The sequence below is a fragment of the Streptomyces sp. NPDC005483 genome (assembly GCF_040606035.1).
Lineage (GTDB): Bacteria > Actinomycetota > Actinomycetes > Streptomycetales > Streptomycetaceae > Streptomyces.
This window is the reverse complement of sequence record NZ_JBEXEA010000006.1, coordinates 287,694-302,841: the sequence shown is the minus strand read 5'-3', so window position 1 is coordinate 302,841 and position 15,148 is coordinate 287,694. Positions and strand designations below refer to the sequence as shown.

Here is a 15,148-nt window from a genome sequence, read left to right as displayed (position 1 = left end):
CGGGTGGGCGTCGTCCACCCTGCCGTCACCCGCTTGCAAAAGCGGAACCGCGTTCCGTATTGTTGGCGGAACGAGGTTCCGTTTCTCCGTGACGGCGGAGCGGAGCCCCGGCAGCCGAGCCGTGCCATGCCGCACGGCCCCACCCGCCATGGAGGAACACGCTCATGCAGTACCGCACCTTGGGCCGCACCGGCGTCCAGGTCAGCTCTCTCGCGCTCGGCGCGATGAACTTCGGCAGGATCGGCCGCACCACCCAGGACGAGGCCACCGCGATCGTCGACGCCGCTCTCGAGGCCGGCGTCAACGTCATCGACACCGCCGACATGTACGGCGACGGCGAGTCGGAGGAGATGGTCGGCAAGGCCATCGCCGGCCGTCGCGACGACATAGTGCTGGCCACCAAGGCCGGCATGCCCATCGGCACCGAACGCAACCACCAGGGCAGTTCGCGCCGTTGGCTGGTCACGGAACTGGACGCCAGCCTGCGCCGCCTCGGCGTCGATCACGTCGACCTGTACCAGATCCACCGCTGGGACCCGAACACCGGCGACGAGGAGACGCTGTCGGCCCTGACCGACCTGCAACGCGCCGGAAAGATCCGCTACTTCGGTTCCTCCACCTTCCCCGCCCACCGCATCGTGCAGGCCCAGTGGACCGCCCGCGAGCACCGCCTGGCCCGCTACGTCACCGAACAGCCCAGCTACTCCATCCTCCAGCGCGGCATCGAGGCCCACGTCCTGCCCGTCACGCAGGAGTACGGCCTCGGCGTGCTGGCGTGGAGCCCGCTGGCCTCGGGCTGGCTGTCGGGCGCGATCCGCGAGGGCCGCGACATCACCACCCACCGCTCGGTGATCCTGCCCGAGCGTTTCGACACCACGACCCCCGCCAACCGGGCGAGGCTCGACGCCGTGGAGCGACTGGCCGAGGTCGCCGAAGAGGCGGGCCTCACCCTCATCCAGCTCGCACTCGGTTTCGTGACCGCGCACCCCGGTGTGACCAGTGCCCTCGTCGGCCCCCGCACGGTCGACCACCTGCATGCCCAACTCGCCGCCGCGGACACCGTCCTGACCGCCGATGTCCTCGACGCGATCGACGAGATCGTCGCCCCCGGCACCGACCTGGCCCCGCACGAGAAGTTCGACACCCCGCCCGCGCTCCTCGACCCGTCACTGCGCCGCCGCTGACCGCCGGGGGAGACCCCGCACGAAAGGGACCCACCGTCCATGCCGCAGCACTCCCCGCCCAGCTTCGGGATCATGACCGCCCCGATGCAGGTCGACTACCACGACATCCTGCGGGTCTGGCGCGAGGCGGACACCATTCCCGCCATCGAGCACGCCTGGCTCTTCGACCACCTCATGCCGATCGGCGGAGACCCCGACGGGCCGGCCCACGAAGGCTGGACCCTCCTCGCGGCGCTGGCCGCCCAGACCCGGCGCCTACGGCTCGGCGTCATGGTGACCAGCAACCGCTTCCGCCCGCCCGCGATGCTGGCCAAGATCGCCACGACCGTCGACATCGTCTCCGAAGGCCGGCTCGACTTCGGCATCGGCGTCGGCTCCCGCCCGGACCACCCCCTGGCCAGACGCGAGTACGAGGCCCACGGCCTGCCCTTCCACGACTCCACGCACGCCGTGGGCAGCCTCGCCGAAGCCTGCACGCTGATCAAGCGCCTGTGGACCGAGGAGAAACCCTTCGACCACCACGGCACCCACCACCACCTCACCGGCGCCTTCGGCAACCCCAAACCGGTCCAGCGCCCCCACCCGCCGATCCTCATCGGCGGCCGCTCGTCCGCGACCCTGCGCATAGCCGCCCGCCACGCCGACCTGTGGAACATCCCCGGCGGTGACATCGACGACGTCACCCACCGCAGCGCACTGCTGGACCGCTACTGCGAGGAGATCGGCCGCGACCCCGCCGAGATCACCCGCTCGATCCACCTGCCCGTCTCCTACGACCGTCCGGGCGGCACCCGCGACGCCATCACCGAAGCGACCGACGCGGGCTTCACCCACATCGTCCTCGGCCTCCCGGCCCCCTACCCCGCCCACGTCGCCCGGTGGGTCGCCGAAGAACTCATCACCCCCTCGGCCCGACCGCTCACTTCCAGCCGTACGCATACGCCGCCACCCATGTGATGTCGAGCTGCGCGCTGCTTCCCGGTGCCGCCCCCGGGCCTTCCAGAGCGCTCTCGTTCTGGAGCACCCAGGACAGGGGACGGTCCGGCACCTCACGGGTGTCATGACCCGTCTGCCGGCCATCGACGAAGAACCGGACGTTTCCCGGCGTCCACTCGGTGGAGACCGTGTGCCACCGCGTCCAGTCGTCGCTTCCCGGGAAGTAGCCCTGCTCACCGCCACCGCAGGGGTGGTGGAAGGAGCTGAGGGAACCGGTCCACTCGCCTTCGGGGTGGTCCATCTCGCAGCCTCCGCCGTAGTGCAGCCACGCGGACTTGTAGCCGGGAGCCAGTTTCGTGACCCTGATGCGCGCGCTGTACTTGCCGTACTTCATCTGCATCACCGCACGCGGCACCAGGGCCGCGGCATGGACGGGGCCACCGTCCGCGGGCCGCCACATCCGGACCGTCATCCGCCCATCGCCGTTCGCCGCGGGACCGACGCTGACCGTGTCCTCGGGGTGGTAGACACCCACCACGTCCCGTCCTCGGCTGACGGCCGTGTCCGGCCAACCTGTCGGATACGCCCACCAGTTGTCGCGGTACTTCCCTGTCAGGCCTCCGCAGTGAGCGGCCGAGGTGTCGACGTCGTGCTCGCAGTCGCTGAACGAACCCAGAGGCACCCGGTCGCCGTTGAAGTCCTCGGCGAGGACCTGCCAGAAGGGCCCGCAGTCACCACGAGGCAGCTGCGTGGCGGTGCTGTGGCAGGCGTCGGCCGGAGCGGGCGCACCGTCGGCCCGGGGGAGACCGAGGAGGCCGCCGCCCATGAGCAGGAGACTCGCCGCCGTCACCAGAATTCGCTTGCGGTGGTGCGGCGCTGCGTGTGAACCCATCCCGAGGCTCCTTCAGGCGGCCGACGCCGTCCGCGCCTGCCGCGCCGGGCACCCGAAAGGCCATGAACCGCGGCGGAGCGGACCGCACTTCGCGAAGGAACATCCTCGCCCGCCGCACTGCGCGACGCCATCCCCCGGACAGGCCGCGAACCGGAAGGCCCGCTCCGCCGACCGCCTCAGAACTCGCTGTCGATGCCGGTCACGACCGCGGGGCCCAACGGGGCGTCCTGCTCCGCCAGGCCGCTGTCCCGCAGAGCCCGGGAGACCAGCCGTACGGCTTCGGCCTCGGCCTGCAACCGGTCGGGGGCCTCGACCTCCACCCGGGCGGCGAACATGCCGTCCTCCTCCATGGTCAGCACACTCAGCTCCTCGCTCTCCCCGAGCTCGGTGTTCCTGGGATCCTGCGGCCGAAGCCTTCGTCCGATGTCGGAGCGGACGTTGTCGGGCACTCCGTGCAGGAACGTGCCGGGGACGGTGATGACGTAGGTGGTCACGGGGACTCCTTTCTGACGTCCTACCCGGTTCCCCGTGAGGGCGATCGGAACCGAAGGAGCAGGGAGCACTCCGGATGTGGAGGGGGCGTGTCGCCCGGCGTGGTTTTCTGAAACCGTCCGCGCATGGTCCTCGGGTTCGCGGGTAAACGCGGCCAGAACACCTGAATCTCGGGATGGGCGGAAGATGACGACGTCGGTGACGGCTGGCACAGGTACGGCAGAGCTGGAGGGGGAGCACTCCGGACGGAGCGCCGATGAGCTCGGCCATGCCCTCCGTGACGCCGACGGCCACCTGCTCGTCCCCCTCGACCTCGCGGGGAACTGACCAGGGAGTGAAGATCGGTTACGAGGATCAGGACTGCCGAGGCGGCCACAGAGCCCGCCTGAGGACCGGCCCCCGGGTAGACGTGCTGTCTTACGGCCGTGGGCGACGGGTGAAGATCGGATCGTCGCTCTGACCGTGTTCCCGGCGTTGCCCTGGGCAACGGCCGGCGGCAGACGACCTGTATGGAGTGGGGAGGCCGGGGCGAGAGTGATCTCGGGGACTGAGGCTGCCGAGCTGGTGTCGACGGCGGCGGCCGCCGCCGAGACGGCGTGGCAGCACTGGGAGCCGTCGGTCCTCCTCGTGGAGGACGATCCCGGCGACGCGATGCTGGTGGAGGAACTGGTCGTCGACGGTGCCGTGAAGATGCGGTTGCGCTGGGTGCGGTCGATGACCGAGGCCGCCGAGGTGCTGGCCACCGAGACACCCGACTGCGTCCTGCTCGACCTGCACCTGCCCGACGCCCACGGTCTGGAGGCGGTCTCCCTGGTCCAGGGGCTGGCCGAGCAGGTCGCCATCGTGGTCCTCACCGGCCTCGCCGAGGAGCAGACCGGCCTCGCCGCGGTCGCCGCCGGCGCACAGGACTACCTGGTCAAGGGCCGGGTGGAGCCCGAACTGTTCGGGCGGGCGGTGCGCTACGCGATCCAGCGCAAGCAGACCGAGCAGGCAGCGGTGGCCCTCCAGGCCGGAGCGCTCCAGGCACAGGAGAACGCCCGCCTGGAGCGCGGACTCCTGCCCCGCCCCCTGCTGCGCGCCGAGGGCGTCCAGGTCGTGGCCCGCTACCGGCCCGGACGGGCACAGACACTGCTGGGCGGCGACTTCTACGACATCGTCCAGAGCGCCGACGGCACCCTTCACGCCCTCATCGGGGACGTCTCCGGGCACGGCCCGGACGAAGCGGCCCTGGGCGTCGCCCTGCGGATCGCCTGGCGCACCCTCGTCCTCAGCGGCATCACCGGCGCACAGCAGATGGCCCGCCTCGAGGAACTGCTGATGGCCGAACGGGCCCGCGACGAGGTCTTCGCGACCCTCGTGACCCTGGCCGCCGTCCCGGGAGAGCAGCAGGCCCACATCGTACGAGCCGGTCACCACGGCCTGCTTCAGCGCACCGGCACTGACGTGGAGTGGGTGGAGGTGCCCGGTGGACCGGCGCTGGGCATGGTCCCGGGCGGCGCGAGCTGGCCGACGGCGGTACTGCCGGTACCGGCGGGGACATCGGTGGTGCTCTTCACCGACGGCCTCTTCGAAGGGCACGTCAGCCGGGGCACGGAACGCCTCGGCGAGGAAGGGCTGCTGGCCCTCGCCCGGGAGGGAGCCGCCCTGGAGGCGGAGCCCTTCGTGGACCGGCTGATAGAGAAGGCCGAGAGCCTCGCCGAGGCGCAGGGCGGCCTGGCCGACGATGTGGCCGTCGTCCATCTGAACTGGAACTGAGTGAGTGGGAACGTGGAGTCGGAGCACACGGTGAGGCGAGGGATGGGCGCGGCGTGGAGCGGACGCCGACTGACGGTGCAGGGCTGGTTCTACCTGCTGCTGGCCGTCATGACGCTGCTGGTGGTGATCGGCAGCGTGGTCGGCGCCACCCTGCTCGGCCGGACGGCGGAGGTGAGCGACCACCTGCTGCGCCGCGTCCAGCCCGCCCAGACCGAGGCGTACCGGCTGCAGGCGGCGCTGGTCAACCAGGAGACGGGCATCCGCGGTTACGCGATCACCGCGGACCGGCAGTTCCTCGCCCCCTACACCCAGGGCAAACGGGACGAGACGGGCTCGGCCGCCCGGCTGCGCGAGTTCATCGGCGACCGGCCCGCACTGCTGGCGGACCTCAGGGCGATCGAGGGCCAGGCGGCCGACTGGCGCCGCACCTACGCCGAACCCCTGGCCGCCACGGTCACCCCCGGCCGTCCCAAACCGCTGGACCAGCAGAAGGCCGATCAGGGCAAGAAGGAGTTCGACCGGCTGCGCGCCCTGTGGAACAAGCAGAACGCCGACCTGACGAAGGCGGTGGACCAGGGTCGTTCCCATCTCGCTCATGAGCGTGCCGTGCGCAACTGGGTCCTGGCCGCGATGGTCGCGGTCTTCCTGCTGGCCGGAGTCGCCAGCGCCGTCCTGGTCCGCGTGCTGGTGACGCGGCCCCTGGAGGCGCTGGGCACGGCGTCCAGGCGGGTGTCGGGAGGCGACTTCGCCCACGTCATCACCAGCGGCGGCCCGGCCGACCTGACCGCGGTGGCCAACGCCGTCGAGGGCATGCGCTGGCACATCGTGGCCGAACTCGAGGCCTCCCGCGAACAACAACAGGAACTGGCGCGGCAGGCCGACGACCTGGACGAGCAGGCCGTGGAACTGCGCCGCTCCAACGCCGAGCTGGAGCAGTTCGCCTACGTCGCCTCCCACGACCTGCAGGAGCCGTTGCGCAAGATCGCTTCCTTCTGCCAGCTGCTGGAGAAGCGCTACGGCGACAAGCTCGACGACCGCGGCCGGCAGTACATCGACTTCGCCGTCGACGGGGCCCGGCGCATGCAGGTCCTCATCAACGACCTGCTGACCTTCTCCCGGGTCGGGCGGGTCAACGACGCACGGGTGCCGGTCGGTCTCGGCCTGGCGCTGGACAAGGCGCTGGCCAACCTCGGGACGGCCGTCGAGGAGTCCGACGCCCGCGTCGACCGCCCGGAACAGCTGCCCGAGGTCGTCGGGGACCCGACCCTGCTGACCATGCTCTGGCAGAACCTGGTCGGCAACGCCCTCAAGTTCCGCCACCCCGACCGCGCTCCACACGTGTCCATCACCTGCGGAACGGACCCGGACGAGCCCGGCAGTCTGCTGATGTCCGTCACGGACAACGGCATCGGCATTCCCGAGCAGTTCACGGAGAAGGTGTTCGTCATCTTCCAGCGGCTGCACGGCCGGGACGCCTACGGTGGCACCGGCATCGGTCTGGCACTGTGCAAGAAGATCGTGGAACAACACGGTGGCAGGATCTGGATCGACACCGCTCACACGGACGGCACGCGTTTCTGCTTCACCCTTCCGTCCATCGCCGAGAGCCCGGAGGCGTCCGGTGTCGGCAGCGAGGATAAGGTTCTGGCATGACCACCCCAGCCGCCAACCCCATTGACGTGCTCCTCGTCGAGGACGACCCCGGCGACGAGCTGATGACCCGTGAGGCGTTCGAGGACAACAAGATCGGCAACACGCTTCATGTGGTCCGGGACGGCGAGGAGGCACTGGACTTCCTCTACCGACGCGGCGACCACGCGGAAGCGCCGCAGCCGGACCTCATCCTGCTCGACCTCAACCTCCCCAAGTACGACGGGCGTCAGGTCCTGGAGAAGATCAAGTCCGACCCGGAGCTGGCCCACATCCCCGTCGTCGTCCTCACCACCTCCGCGGCCGAGGAGGACATCCTGCGCAGCTACAAGCTCCACGCCAACGCCTATGTCACCAAGCCGGTCGACCTGGACCAGTTCATCGCCGCGGTCCGTCAGATCGACGACTTCTTCGTCCAGGTCGTGCGCCTGCCACGCCACTTCTGAAGCCGCGCGACCAGCATCCCGGCGCAGGAAGGCGAAACCTGCCGACAGGGGTACCCGGCCCCGGATGGCCCCTTCATCGGCGCGGGTGGGCTGGAAGGGAAGCTTTCCTGCCCCTCCAGCCGACGGCCGCGGCCGTGTCTCAACCGCGCTCGCGAAGGCACGCCTCCAACTCCGCGGCCTTGCCCACCGTGCCAGTCGCGCGGCGCGTCCTGCAGCGGCTCCAGCCCGCCGGCCTCCCGGACCTGGGCGATGAGCGGCGCGTCTGCTCCAGCAGACAGCCGCCCCGCCTGAGCTGACGCGTCAGCCGGGCGTCCCGTACGTCGGCCTCGTCGTAGACGCGATATCCGGTCACCGCGTCACGGCGCGGCCACACCAGCCCGGCGCGCTCCCCTTTGCGCAGCTTCGCGGGCCGGATCCCGACCGCGCCGGCGAGCGGCCCGATGAACATGCCCCCGGCCCCGCCCCCGGCCCAGAAGCGGACGTGGACCCGGCGGCGGACCCGGCCCCTGACCCGATGCGGCGGACCCAGCGCCTGACCCGGCGGCGGGCCCGCCCCCGGCCCCGGCCCGATGCGGCGGACCCGGCCCCTGACCCGGCTGCGGACCCGGCGCCTGGCCCGGAGGCGGACTCGGCCCCGGACCCGGTATGCGCGGCGGACGCGGACTCCGTTGACGGTGTCCAGATCGCGCAGCGCCCGCTCGGGCCTGGGGGCCGTCGGTCGTCGAGGAGTTCGGCCTGGCTCTCGTCGATGAGGCGGAACGCGTCCTCGAAGGCGCCCTCTTTCACGGCCCGCAGTGCTGACGGCCTCCGTCTCGCGGGCGGCCGAACTCGCGTGTGACTCACCATCGTTCGTTCGAACCTACGAAGTTCCCCCGCAGTGGGTTACTGATCGCGCCCCGCACTGGTAGGAAACATTCCTAACAATCAGGTCTGGACCAACTCTCCACCCCCCACCTCCACTTGGAGTCCCCGTGGAACCTGACACAGTGCACCCGTCCGCCCACCCGTCCCGCCGCACCCTCCTCGCCCTGATGGGAGCGGCGACCTGCGTCGGCGTGATCGGTTCGGCGCCCGCCCAAGCGGCACCCGCGGCCGCACCGGGTCTCGACGACCCCGCGAAGAAGGAGATCGCCATGAAGCTGGTGTCGAGCGCGGAGAACTCCTCGCTCGACTGGAAGGCGCAGTACAAGTACATCGAGGACATCGGCGACGGTCGCGGTTACACCGCCGGCATCATCGGCTTCTGCTCCGGCACCGGAGACATGCTCGACCTCGTCCAGCTGTACGCCGACCGCAAGCCCGGCAACGTCCTCGCCAAATACCTGCCGGCCCTGCGCCGTGTCGACGGCACCGACTCGCACAGCGGCCTGGACCCGAACTTCCCCGACGACTGGCGCAAGGCCGCCCGGGACACGGCGTTCCAGCAGGCGCAGAACGACGAACGCGACCGTGTCTACTTCAACCCGGCCGTCAAGCAGGGCAAGGCGGACGGGCTGCGCGCGCTCGGCCAGTTCGCCTACTACGACGCCATCGTCATGCACGGCGACGGCGGCGACTCGACCAGCTTCAGCAGCATCCGACGCCGGGCCCTGAGCCACGCCAAACCCCCGGCGCAGGGCGGCAACGAGACGACGTATCTGAACGCCTTCCTCGACGCGCGCGTGTGGGCGATGAAGCAGGAGGAGGCGCACAGCGACACCAGCCGGGTCGACACCGCCCAGCGCGTCTTCCTGCGCCAGGGCAACCTCGATCTGAACCCGCCGCTGGACTGGAAGGTCTACGGCGACAGTTACCACATCGGCTGACAGGCGAGGGGTGGCGGTCCGGTGCGTCATGGCGCACCGGACCGTCTGCCGTGAAAACCCTCTCGACGGAGCGTGTTTGCCGTCGGAGCGAGCGGTAACGCGATGTCCATGAGTGAATCGAACGAGCAGACGAACCAAGATTCCGCCAGCACCCGGACCGCCGCGGCGAAGGCCCGGCGTACCACGGCGAAGGCCACAGCTCCGGCGACCAAGGCGGCCGACAAGGCCGCCGCGAAGACGGATGACGCTGCGTCAGCGGGCAAGGAGGCGACGGCGCGGGCGGCCAAGACGGCGAGCGGGGCCGCGCAGACCGCGGCCAAGAGCGTCGAGGCCGGCCGCCAGACCGTCATCGCCGCCTCGGGACAGGCCGCGGCCGTCGCCAAGACGGCATGGACGGTGATCGCCCAGCGCAAGCTCATCGCCGCAGGCGTGGGCGCGGGCCTGACCGCGCTGACCGCCACCTCGTACGCGGTCGGCCGACGCTCGGGACGTCACACACACGGTCCGATCACCCGCTTGACCGGCGGGCGGATCTGACGGGGACGAGCGGCCCCGCAGGCATCCTCGGGGGCGGGGGCGTACCGACTTCTTGTCACTGTTCTCGCGACAGCAGGTCGGTGAGACGGGCGCCCGCCGCCCACCGCCGCAGAGCGGAACCGTCGAGCAGGCGGATCGTCCGCTCCCTGCGTGCCCACCGGATGTCGCGGGCGGTGAAGACGCCGCGATGTACGACCACACGCAGCGGCGACACCTGGTCCCCGCGGTGGGGGTGCGGATGCGGCTCGTCCTCGTCGGGGAGGGGTTCCGCCACCGGCCGGAAGGCCACGTCGATGCGACGGCCGGCCGCGTCCCGGGCGCACAGGCGCGGCCGGTCCGGCGCGGGCATCAACCGCACCCGCCACCCGTCCCGGCGCAGCATCCGCGCCACCGCCAACGCGAGTTGCTGGGTGTCGAGTTCGAGCAGTTCGTCCGCGGTGTAGTAGCCCAGACGACGGCGAGCGCCAGGGCGCCCGTGCCGTATCGAGGCCGCGACGAGCAGGGCCAGGCAGGCCACACCGGCAACGGGGACGACGATCCCGGCGGCGCGATACCCCGCGGCGAGCACGGCCGCCACCGCGCACACGGCCGCCACGACACCGGCGAAGGCGGGCAGCACCTCACGGAAGCTGGGCCCGTACCGTCCCTGGGCCCGCAGCGCGCGCACGACGTGCCGTTTCTGCGATCGGCGCGACGGGAAGCGGCCGGACGTCCACGATAGGCGTGCCACAGCCCCCGCCCTCCCCATGCCGCCGGTCCGCACCCGTCACCTCACGGATACCCAGCGCGCGGCCAAGTGCCGTGAAAGCGGGGGGAATTCGGCCATTCGCGCCGAGCGCACAGAAGCGTCAGGGGGCGCGCGGGACGGCGCCATGAGACCTCTGCCCCCGAGGTGGACCTCCGCAGCGGCGCAGGTCGCCTGCACCGACCCGGTTGCGAGTGCTCGCTCACAGGCGAGGCTGGATACATGGCCACCGGGGCACACGGGAAGGACAGGACGGCCGAATGAACACGCCCCAGAACGGCACGGAGCGGGCGGCCGACCAGCGAGGAGAGCAGGACATGGCAGGGGCGGAGGACACGGGGACCCTCGGGGGACCACCCTCGGCAGTACCCGCTGCGGGGCTCACCCGGGCGCTGGAAGCCATCGGGACCGCGGCGTACGTCGTGGACGAAGAGGGCCACGTCATCGCCGTGAACACCCACGCCGAGCAGCTGCTGCTCCGCCCCGCCCAGGAGATGCTCGGCTTCGACGCGCACGACCTGCTGCACCGGGACGCCCACGGCCACCCCTTGCCGCGGAGCCGTTGCAGCATGCGGCAGGCGTTCCACGCCGGGCACACCGCCCAGGCCGACCGGGACCACTTCGAGTGCGGCGACGGATCCCTGCTGCCCGTCTCGTGGCTGATCACGCCGTACGCCGTGGACGGCCTGGAGGCCGGCACGCTCGTGCTCGTCCACGCCCACCGCTCGCCGGAGACGGACAGCCCACCGGAGCAGGCGGCCCCGCAGATGCCGGAACTGGAGCGGCTCGCCCTGCTGGCCGAGACCACCACCCGCCTGACGTCCACGCTCGACGTCGAGGAGACGCTGCGGCGGCTGGTCACCCTGGTGGTGCCCCGGCTCGCGGACTGGGCCGTCGTCGACCTGATCACCGAGCGCGACGAGGTGTGGCGCAGCGCGGTCGTCCACGCGGAGGGCGACACCCTGGTGCGCCACGAGGACCTTCAGGGACCGATGCCGCCGGTCCCGGAGGAATCGCCGATGCCCCTGTCCAGAGCCCTGCGCGGAGTCGCCTCCACCCTGGCCGGCCCGCAGACCTACCAGCGGGAACCGGATTCCGGTATCGCGGTGGAACAGCGCCGCCTGTTCGAGGCCACCGGCATCAGGTCCGCCGCCATCGCCCCCATCCGCAGCACACGTGCCGTCCTGGGTGCCCTGACCCTGGGCCGGGCCAAGGATCCGGTGGACTTCACCCCGGTCGATCTCCCACTGATCGAGGACATCGCCCGCCGTGCCGGCCTGGCCCTGGACAACGCGCGTCTCTACCAGCGTCAGCGCAAGGTCGCCGAGACCATGCAGAACCACCTGCTGCCCCAGATGCCGCCCGTGCCCGGCCTGCAGATGACGGCGCGCTATCTGCCCGCTCCCGACGCCTCACAGGTCGGCGGCGACTGGTACGACGCCTTCACGCTCTCCGACGGCGCCACCGCGCTGGCGGTGGGAGACGTCGTCGGCCACGACCTGGAGGCCGCGGCCGGCATGGCACAACTGCGCAACATGCTCCGCGCCTACGCCTGGTCCCACCAGGACCCGCCGAGCCGGATCGTCGCCCGGCTCGACGCGGCGGTCATGCACATCACCGATGTCACCATGGCCACCATGATCTTCGCCCGGATCGAGGAGAGGGACGACGGCCACTGGGAACTCACCTGGACCAACGCCGGCCACCCGCCCCCCCTTCTGATCAGCCATGACGGCCTGGCCACCTACCTCACCGACGGCCACGGCATCCTCCTGGGCACCGGAGTCCAGGCGCCCCGCACCGACGCGACCGCCCTGCTCCCGCCCGGCTCCACCCTGCTGCTGTACACCGACGGCCTGATCGAGGCGGCCGGCCGTTCCCTCGACGAGGGTCTGCAGCACCTGCGCCGGCACGCGGCCGCCCTCGCCCACCGCCCGCTGGCCTCCTTCACCGACCAGGTGCTGCGCCGGGTCAGATACGTCCGCAACGACGACGACGTCGCCCTGCTCGCCATACGGGCACCCGGCAGAACGTGATGCGGACAGCCGGCCGGGCACCCGCACGGGGCACCCCGCGCCACCTCGGCGACTCCCGACCGTGATAGACAACGCCGTGGACCCACGGGCCGTTTGCGCCCGGCACCCCGGTGACCGCCCGACAACAGGACTTGATGCAAGTGATTCTGAAGACCTTCCGCTGGGCGTTCGCGGTCACCGCGCTCGGCCTGGCCGCAGGAGTGCTGTACGACGGCTGGGCCGCGTTCGGGATCGTGGCGATCCTGGCCGTGCTGGAGATCTCCCTGTCGTTCGACAACGCGGTGGTCAACGCCGGAATCCTGAAGAAGATGAATGCCTTCTGGCAGAGGATCTTCCTCACCGTCGGCGTGCTGATCGCCGTGTTCGGCATGCGGCTGGTCTTCCCGGTCGTGATCGTCGCGATCACCGCGAAGCTCAATCCGTACGACGCGGTCCAGCTGGCCTTGACCGACAAGGACCGTTACCAGGAGCTGGTCACCGACGCGCACCCGGCGATCGCCGCGTTCGGTGGCATGTTCCTGTTGATGATCTTCCTGGACTTCATCTTCGAGGACCGGGACATCCAGTGGCTGGCCTGGCTGGAGCGGCCGCTGGCCAAGCTCGGCAAGGTCGACATGCTGTCGGTCTGCATCGCGCTGGTCGTCCTGCTGATCACCGCCTTCACCTTCGCGACCCACGCCCACCAGCACGGCGGCGCGCACGTCGACAAGGCACAGACCGTCCTGATCTCCGGCATCGCGGGCCTGATCACCTACATGGTCGTCGGCGGCCTCTCCGGCTACTTCGAGAACCGGCTCGAGGACGAGGAGGAACGCGAGGAGCAGGCCGAACGCTCCGGCGGGACCGGTTCGCCGGTCAAGCTGGCCGGCCAGGCCGCGTTCTTCATGTTCCTCTACCTGGAGGTCCTGGACGCCTCCTTCTCCTTCGACGGCGTGATCGGCGCGTTCGCCATCACCAACGACATCGTCCTGATGGCGCTGGGCCTGGGCATCGGCGCGATGTACGTCCGCTCGCTGACCGTGTACCTGGTCCGCCAGGGCACCCTCGACGACTACGTCTACCTGGAGCACGGCGCCCACTACGCGATCGGCGCCCTCGCCGTGATCCTCATGGTCACCATCCAGTACCAGATCAACGAGATCATCACCGGCCTCGTCGGTGTCGTCCTGATCGGCTGGTCCTTCTGGTCCTCCGTGCGCCGCAACAAGGCGCTCGCGGCGACCGAGCGCGCGACGGAGGCGGACTCGGTTTCGGTGTCGTAGGCCCGAGCCCTCCGCCTCGCCGTCCCGTTCTGCCATGCCCACGGCGAACCGGGGCATCCGACGGGGTATGAAGGCGATGCCGACACGGCGCCTGACGCGCCTGATGATGGTTCTGGCGCTGCTGCCCCTCGCCGGGGCGTGCAGCGACGAGCACGACGGGGGATCCGGCGGCCCGTCGGCGGCGGGGGCACTCCGCTTCGCGGGCTCAGGCGAGCACGTGGTGATCGCCACCGACAACGGCCTGCGGCTGCGCCCGGCCGACGGCCGCGGCGTCGCCGTCGACGACCGCGTCGCCGAGCACTGGTCCCATCACGGGAAGGTGTGGACGCTCGACCTGTCGTGCGGCGACCGGAACGTGGGCGACGGGGCCTGTCCCCGGATGCCGTACGTGGAGATCCCCGACGGTGTGAGCGTCACGGCCACCGCCCGCAACGCCGGCGTCGACGTGGCGGGCGTCGCCGCCGCGCTGGACATCACGACCGTCAACGGCGACGTGACGGTGACCCGTTCGGGACGCGACGACGCCGACGTACGGCTGTCCACCCGCAACGGCTCGGTCCGCGCGACGAGCGTGGCAGCGGGGCGACTGCACGCGGCGACCACGAACGGCGACGTGGTCGTCGGATGCGCCGCAGTCCCGTCGGGCGTCAGCGCCGCGACCGTCAACGGCTCGGTCGACGTCACCGTGCCCCACGACAGCCCGCCCTACCGGGTCACCGCGTCCACCGACAACGGCCGCGCCACAGTGGCCGTCCCCGTACGCGACGCCGACCGGGGCCACACCATGACGCTGACCACGGTCAACGGAGACGTCGACGCCCGCCGGGACTGACCTTCCGCAGGCCGCGGCGGCGAGCGGACCGTTGCAGACGCCGGCAGTGGTTTGAGCTTGCTTCGCCAGGGCAGACGGCGGGTCAGGTGCTTGGGATCACAGGCCCACCGCGGAAGCGGCCGAATGCGGCTCTCCTTGGTGCGTGCCGCCCAGGCCTCTCCCGCGACAGTCCGAGTGACGCGGCGGCCGGTACCGCCCGCACTCCCACTGCGCACATGGAGGAGCGAATCATGCTCATGGCCCACCCTGCTCTGCTCACCGACCTGCTCGAGCGTTACGAGGCGCTGCATGTCCTGCACGCGGAGGACGGCAGCGTCGGAGCGCGCCAGCGTCTCGAGGACGTGTCCTACACCTTGTGCATCGCCACGGGTACCCGCGACATCGAGTCCGCCCTGGCGGCGGCGCGGCGCCAGCTGTCCGGCACCCGCCCCAAGGGCGACTCTTTGGTGGCGGGTGCGTGACGTGAGTGGCATCAGCCGACCGGGTACTCGGGTGACCCGCCGAACACCGGCCGGAGGCCGCCCGCTGCGCCAGGGGCAGTCACCTGCCGAGAACCCGAGAACCTAAGGAGCCCCT

15 protein-coding genes and 1 pseudogene are annotated in these 15,148 nt (G+C 71.0%); 12 read left to right on the top strand and 4 right to left on the bottom strand.

The features are described from left to right. Positions 1-164: 164 nt before the first annotated feature. Entirely contained in the window at positions 165-1,184 is a 1,020-nt protein-coding gene (locus ABZT06_RS14740) for an aldo/keto reductase (RefSeq protein ID WP_355740041.1), read from the top strand. Positions 1,185-1,223: 39 nt separating this feature from the next. Then, positions 1,224-2,141: an LLM class flavin-dependent oxidoreductase gene (locus tag ABZT06_RS14735; RefSeq protein ID WP_355740039.1), complete on the top strand. Its 918-nt coding sequence runs from the start codon at positions 1,224-1,226 to the stop codon at positions 2,139-2,141. Here ABZT06_RS14735 and ABZT06_RS14730 read toward each other — a convergent pair. Then, on the bottom strand, positions 2,104-3,012 hold the full coding sequence (locus ABZT06_RS14730; protein WP_355740036.1) for a glycoside hydrolase family 16 protein: 909 nt from the start codon (positions 3,010-3,012) through the stop codon (positions 2,104-2,106). The genes ABZT06_RS14735 and ABZT06_RS14730 overlap by 38 nt on opposite strands. Before the next feature lie 176 nt (positions 3,013-3,188). After that, positions 3,189-3,506, bottom strand: a complete 318-nt coding sequence (locus ABZT06_RS14725) for a hypothetical protein (protein ID WP_355740034.1) — start codon at positions 3,504-3,506, stop codon at positions 3,189-3,191. Positions 3,507-3,702: 196 nt separating this feature from the next. Between ABZT06_RS14725 and ABZT06_RS14720 the strand changes: the two genes are divergently transcribed. The 4 genes from ABZT06_RS14720 to ABZT06_RS14705 all read left to right on the top strand — a co-directional run bounded on the left by ABZT06_RS14720 (position 3,703) and on the right by ABZT06_RS14705 (position 7,355). Continuing rightward, positions 3,703-3,831, top strand: a complete 129-nt coding sequence (locus tag ABZT06_RS14720; RefSeq protein WP_355740032.1) for a hypothetical protein — start codon at positions 3,703-3,705, stop codon at positions 3,829-3,831. 234 nt (positions 3,832-4,065) lie between these two features. Then, positions 4,066-5,259, top strand: coding sequence for a fused response regulator/phosphatase (locus tag ABZT06_RS14715; protein ID WP_355740187.1), 1,194 nt, complete (start codon positions 4,066-4,068; stop codon positions 5,257-5,259). Between the two features lie 42 nt (positions 5,260-5,301). Further along, complete coding sequence (locus ABZT06_RS14710) at positions 5,302-6,912, top strand: CHASE3 domain-containing protein (RefSeq protein WP_355740185.1); 1,611 nt, start codon at positions 5,302-5,304, stop codon at positions 6,910-6,912. Next, positions 6,909-7,355, top strand: a complete 447-nt coding sequence (locus tag ABZT06_RS14705; protein ID WP_355740030.1) for a response regulator — start codon at positions 6,909-6,911, stop codon at positions 7,353-7,355. Before ABZT06_RS14710 ends, ABZT06_RS14705 begins: the two co-directional genes overlap by 4 nt. A 188-nt stretch (positions 7,356-7,543) precedes the next feature. Here ABZT06_RS14705 and ABZT06_RS14700 read toward each other — a convergent pair. Next, a pseudogene (locus ABZT06_RS14700) lies at positions 7,544-7,815 on the bottom strand (MerR family transcriptional regulator); the annotation flags it as partial. Positions 7,816-8,386: 571 nt separating this feature from the next. On the opposite strand from ABZT06_RS14700, the gene ABZT06_RS14695 reads away from it, so the two are divergent. Beyond that, positions 8,387-9,160: a chitosanase gene (locus ABZT06_RS14695; protein ID WP_355740183.1), complete on the top strand. Its 774-nt coding sequence runs from the start codon at positions 8,387-8,389 to the stop codon at positions 9,158-9,160. Positions 9,161-9,262: 102 nt separating this feature from the next. After that, a complete protein-coding gene (locus tag ABZT06_RS14690; protein ID WP_355740028.1) occupies positions 9,263-9,697 on the top strand; it encodes a hypothetical protein in 435 nt (144 codons plus the stop codon). A gap of 55 nt (positions 9,698-9,752) precedes the next feature. On the opposite strand, the gene ABZT06_RS14685 is transcribed toward ABZT06_RS14690, so the two are convergent. Then, positions 9,753-10,427, bottom strand: a complete 675-nt coding sequence (locus ABZT06_RS14685) for a hypothetical protein (protein WP_355740026.1) — start codon at positions 10,425-10,427, stop codon at positions 9,753-9,755. A gap of 332 nt (positions 10,428-10,759) precedes the next feature. On the opposite strand from ABZT06_RS14685, the gene ABZT06_RS14680 reads away from it, so the two are divergent. The 4 genes from ABZT06_RS14680 (at position 10,760) to ABZT06_RS14665 (ending at position 15,033) form a co-directional block, all read left to right on the top strand. Then, positions 10,760-12,478, top strand: coding sequence for a SpoIIE family protein phosphatase (locus ABZT06_RS14680; RefSeq protein ID WP_355740181.1), 1,719 nt, complete (start codon positions 10,760-10,762; stop codon positions 12,476-12,478). Between the two features lie 140 nt (positions 12,479-12,618). Beyond that, on the top strand, positions 12,619-13,740 hold the full coding sequence (locus ABZT06_RS14675; RefSeq protein WP_355740024.1) for a DUF475 domain-containing protein: 1,122 nt from the start codon (positions 12,619-12,621) through the stop codon (positions 13,738-13,740). A gap of 67 nt (positions 13,741-13,807) precedes the next feature. Next, a complete protein-coding gene (locus tag ABZT06_RS14670) occupies positions 13,808-14,572 on the top strand; it encodes a DUF4097 family beta strand repeat-containing protein (RefSeq protein ID WP_355740179.1) in 765 nt (254 codons plus the stop codon). A 230-nt stretch (positions 14,573-14,802) separates the two neighbouring features. Further along, positions 14,803-15,033 carry a DUF5133 domain-containing protein gene (locus ABZT06_RS14665; protein WP_355740177.1) on the top strand — a complete coding sequence of 77 codons (231 nt, stop codon included), beginning with the start codon at positions 14,803-14,805 and terminating at the stop codon, positions 15,031-15,033. The last annotated feature ends 115 nt before the right edge of the window (positions 15,034-15,148 follow it).

What these genes read in the sequence shown, in the direction of transcription:
- ABZT06_RS14665 (WP_355740177.1), top strand. Translation starts at nt 14,803, where the DNA reads ATGCTCATGGCCCACCCTGCTCTGCTCACCGACCTGCTCGAGCGTTAC.
- ABZT06_RS14740 (WP_355740041.1), top strand. Translation starts at nt 165, where the DNA reads ATGCAGTACCGCACCTTGGGCCGCACCGGCGTCCAGGTCAGCTCTCTC.
- ABZT06_RS14680 (WP_355740181.1), top strand. Translation starts at nt 10,760, where the DNA reads ATGGCAGGGGCGGAGGACACGGGGACCCTCGGGGGACCACCCTCGGCA.
- ABZT06_RS14705 (WP_355740030.1), top strand. Translation starts at nt 6,909, where the DNA reads ATGACCACCCCAGCCGCCAACCCCATTGACGTGCTCCTCGTCGAGGAC.
- ABZT06_RS14690 (WP_355740028.1), top strand. Translation starts at nt 9,263, where the DNA reads ATGTCCATGAGTGAATCGAACGAGCAGACGAACCAAGATTCCGCCAGC.
- ABZT06_RS14735 (WP_355740039.1), top strand. Translation starts at nt 1,224, where the DNA reads ATGCCGCAGCACTCCCCGCCCAGCTTCGGGATCATGACCGCCCCGATG.
- ABZT06_RS14730 (WP_355740036.1), bottom strand. Translation starts at nt 3,012, where the DNA reads ATGGGTTCACACGCAGCGCCGCACCACCGCAAGCGAATTCTGGTGACG.
- ABZT06_RS14710 (WP_355740185.1), top strand. Translation starts at nt 5,302, where the DNA reads ATGGGCGCGGCGTGGAGCGGACGCCGACTGACGGTGCAGGGCTGGTTC.
- ABZT06_RS14670 (WP_355740179.1), top strand. Translation starts at nt 13,808, where the DNA reads ATGAAGGCGATGCCGACACGGCGCCTGACGCGCCTGATGATGGTTCTG.
- ABZT06_RS14695 (WP_355740183.1), top strand. Translation starts at nt 8,387, where the DNA reads ATGGGAGCGGCGACCTGCGTCGGCGTGATCGGTTCGGCGCCCGCCCAA.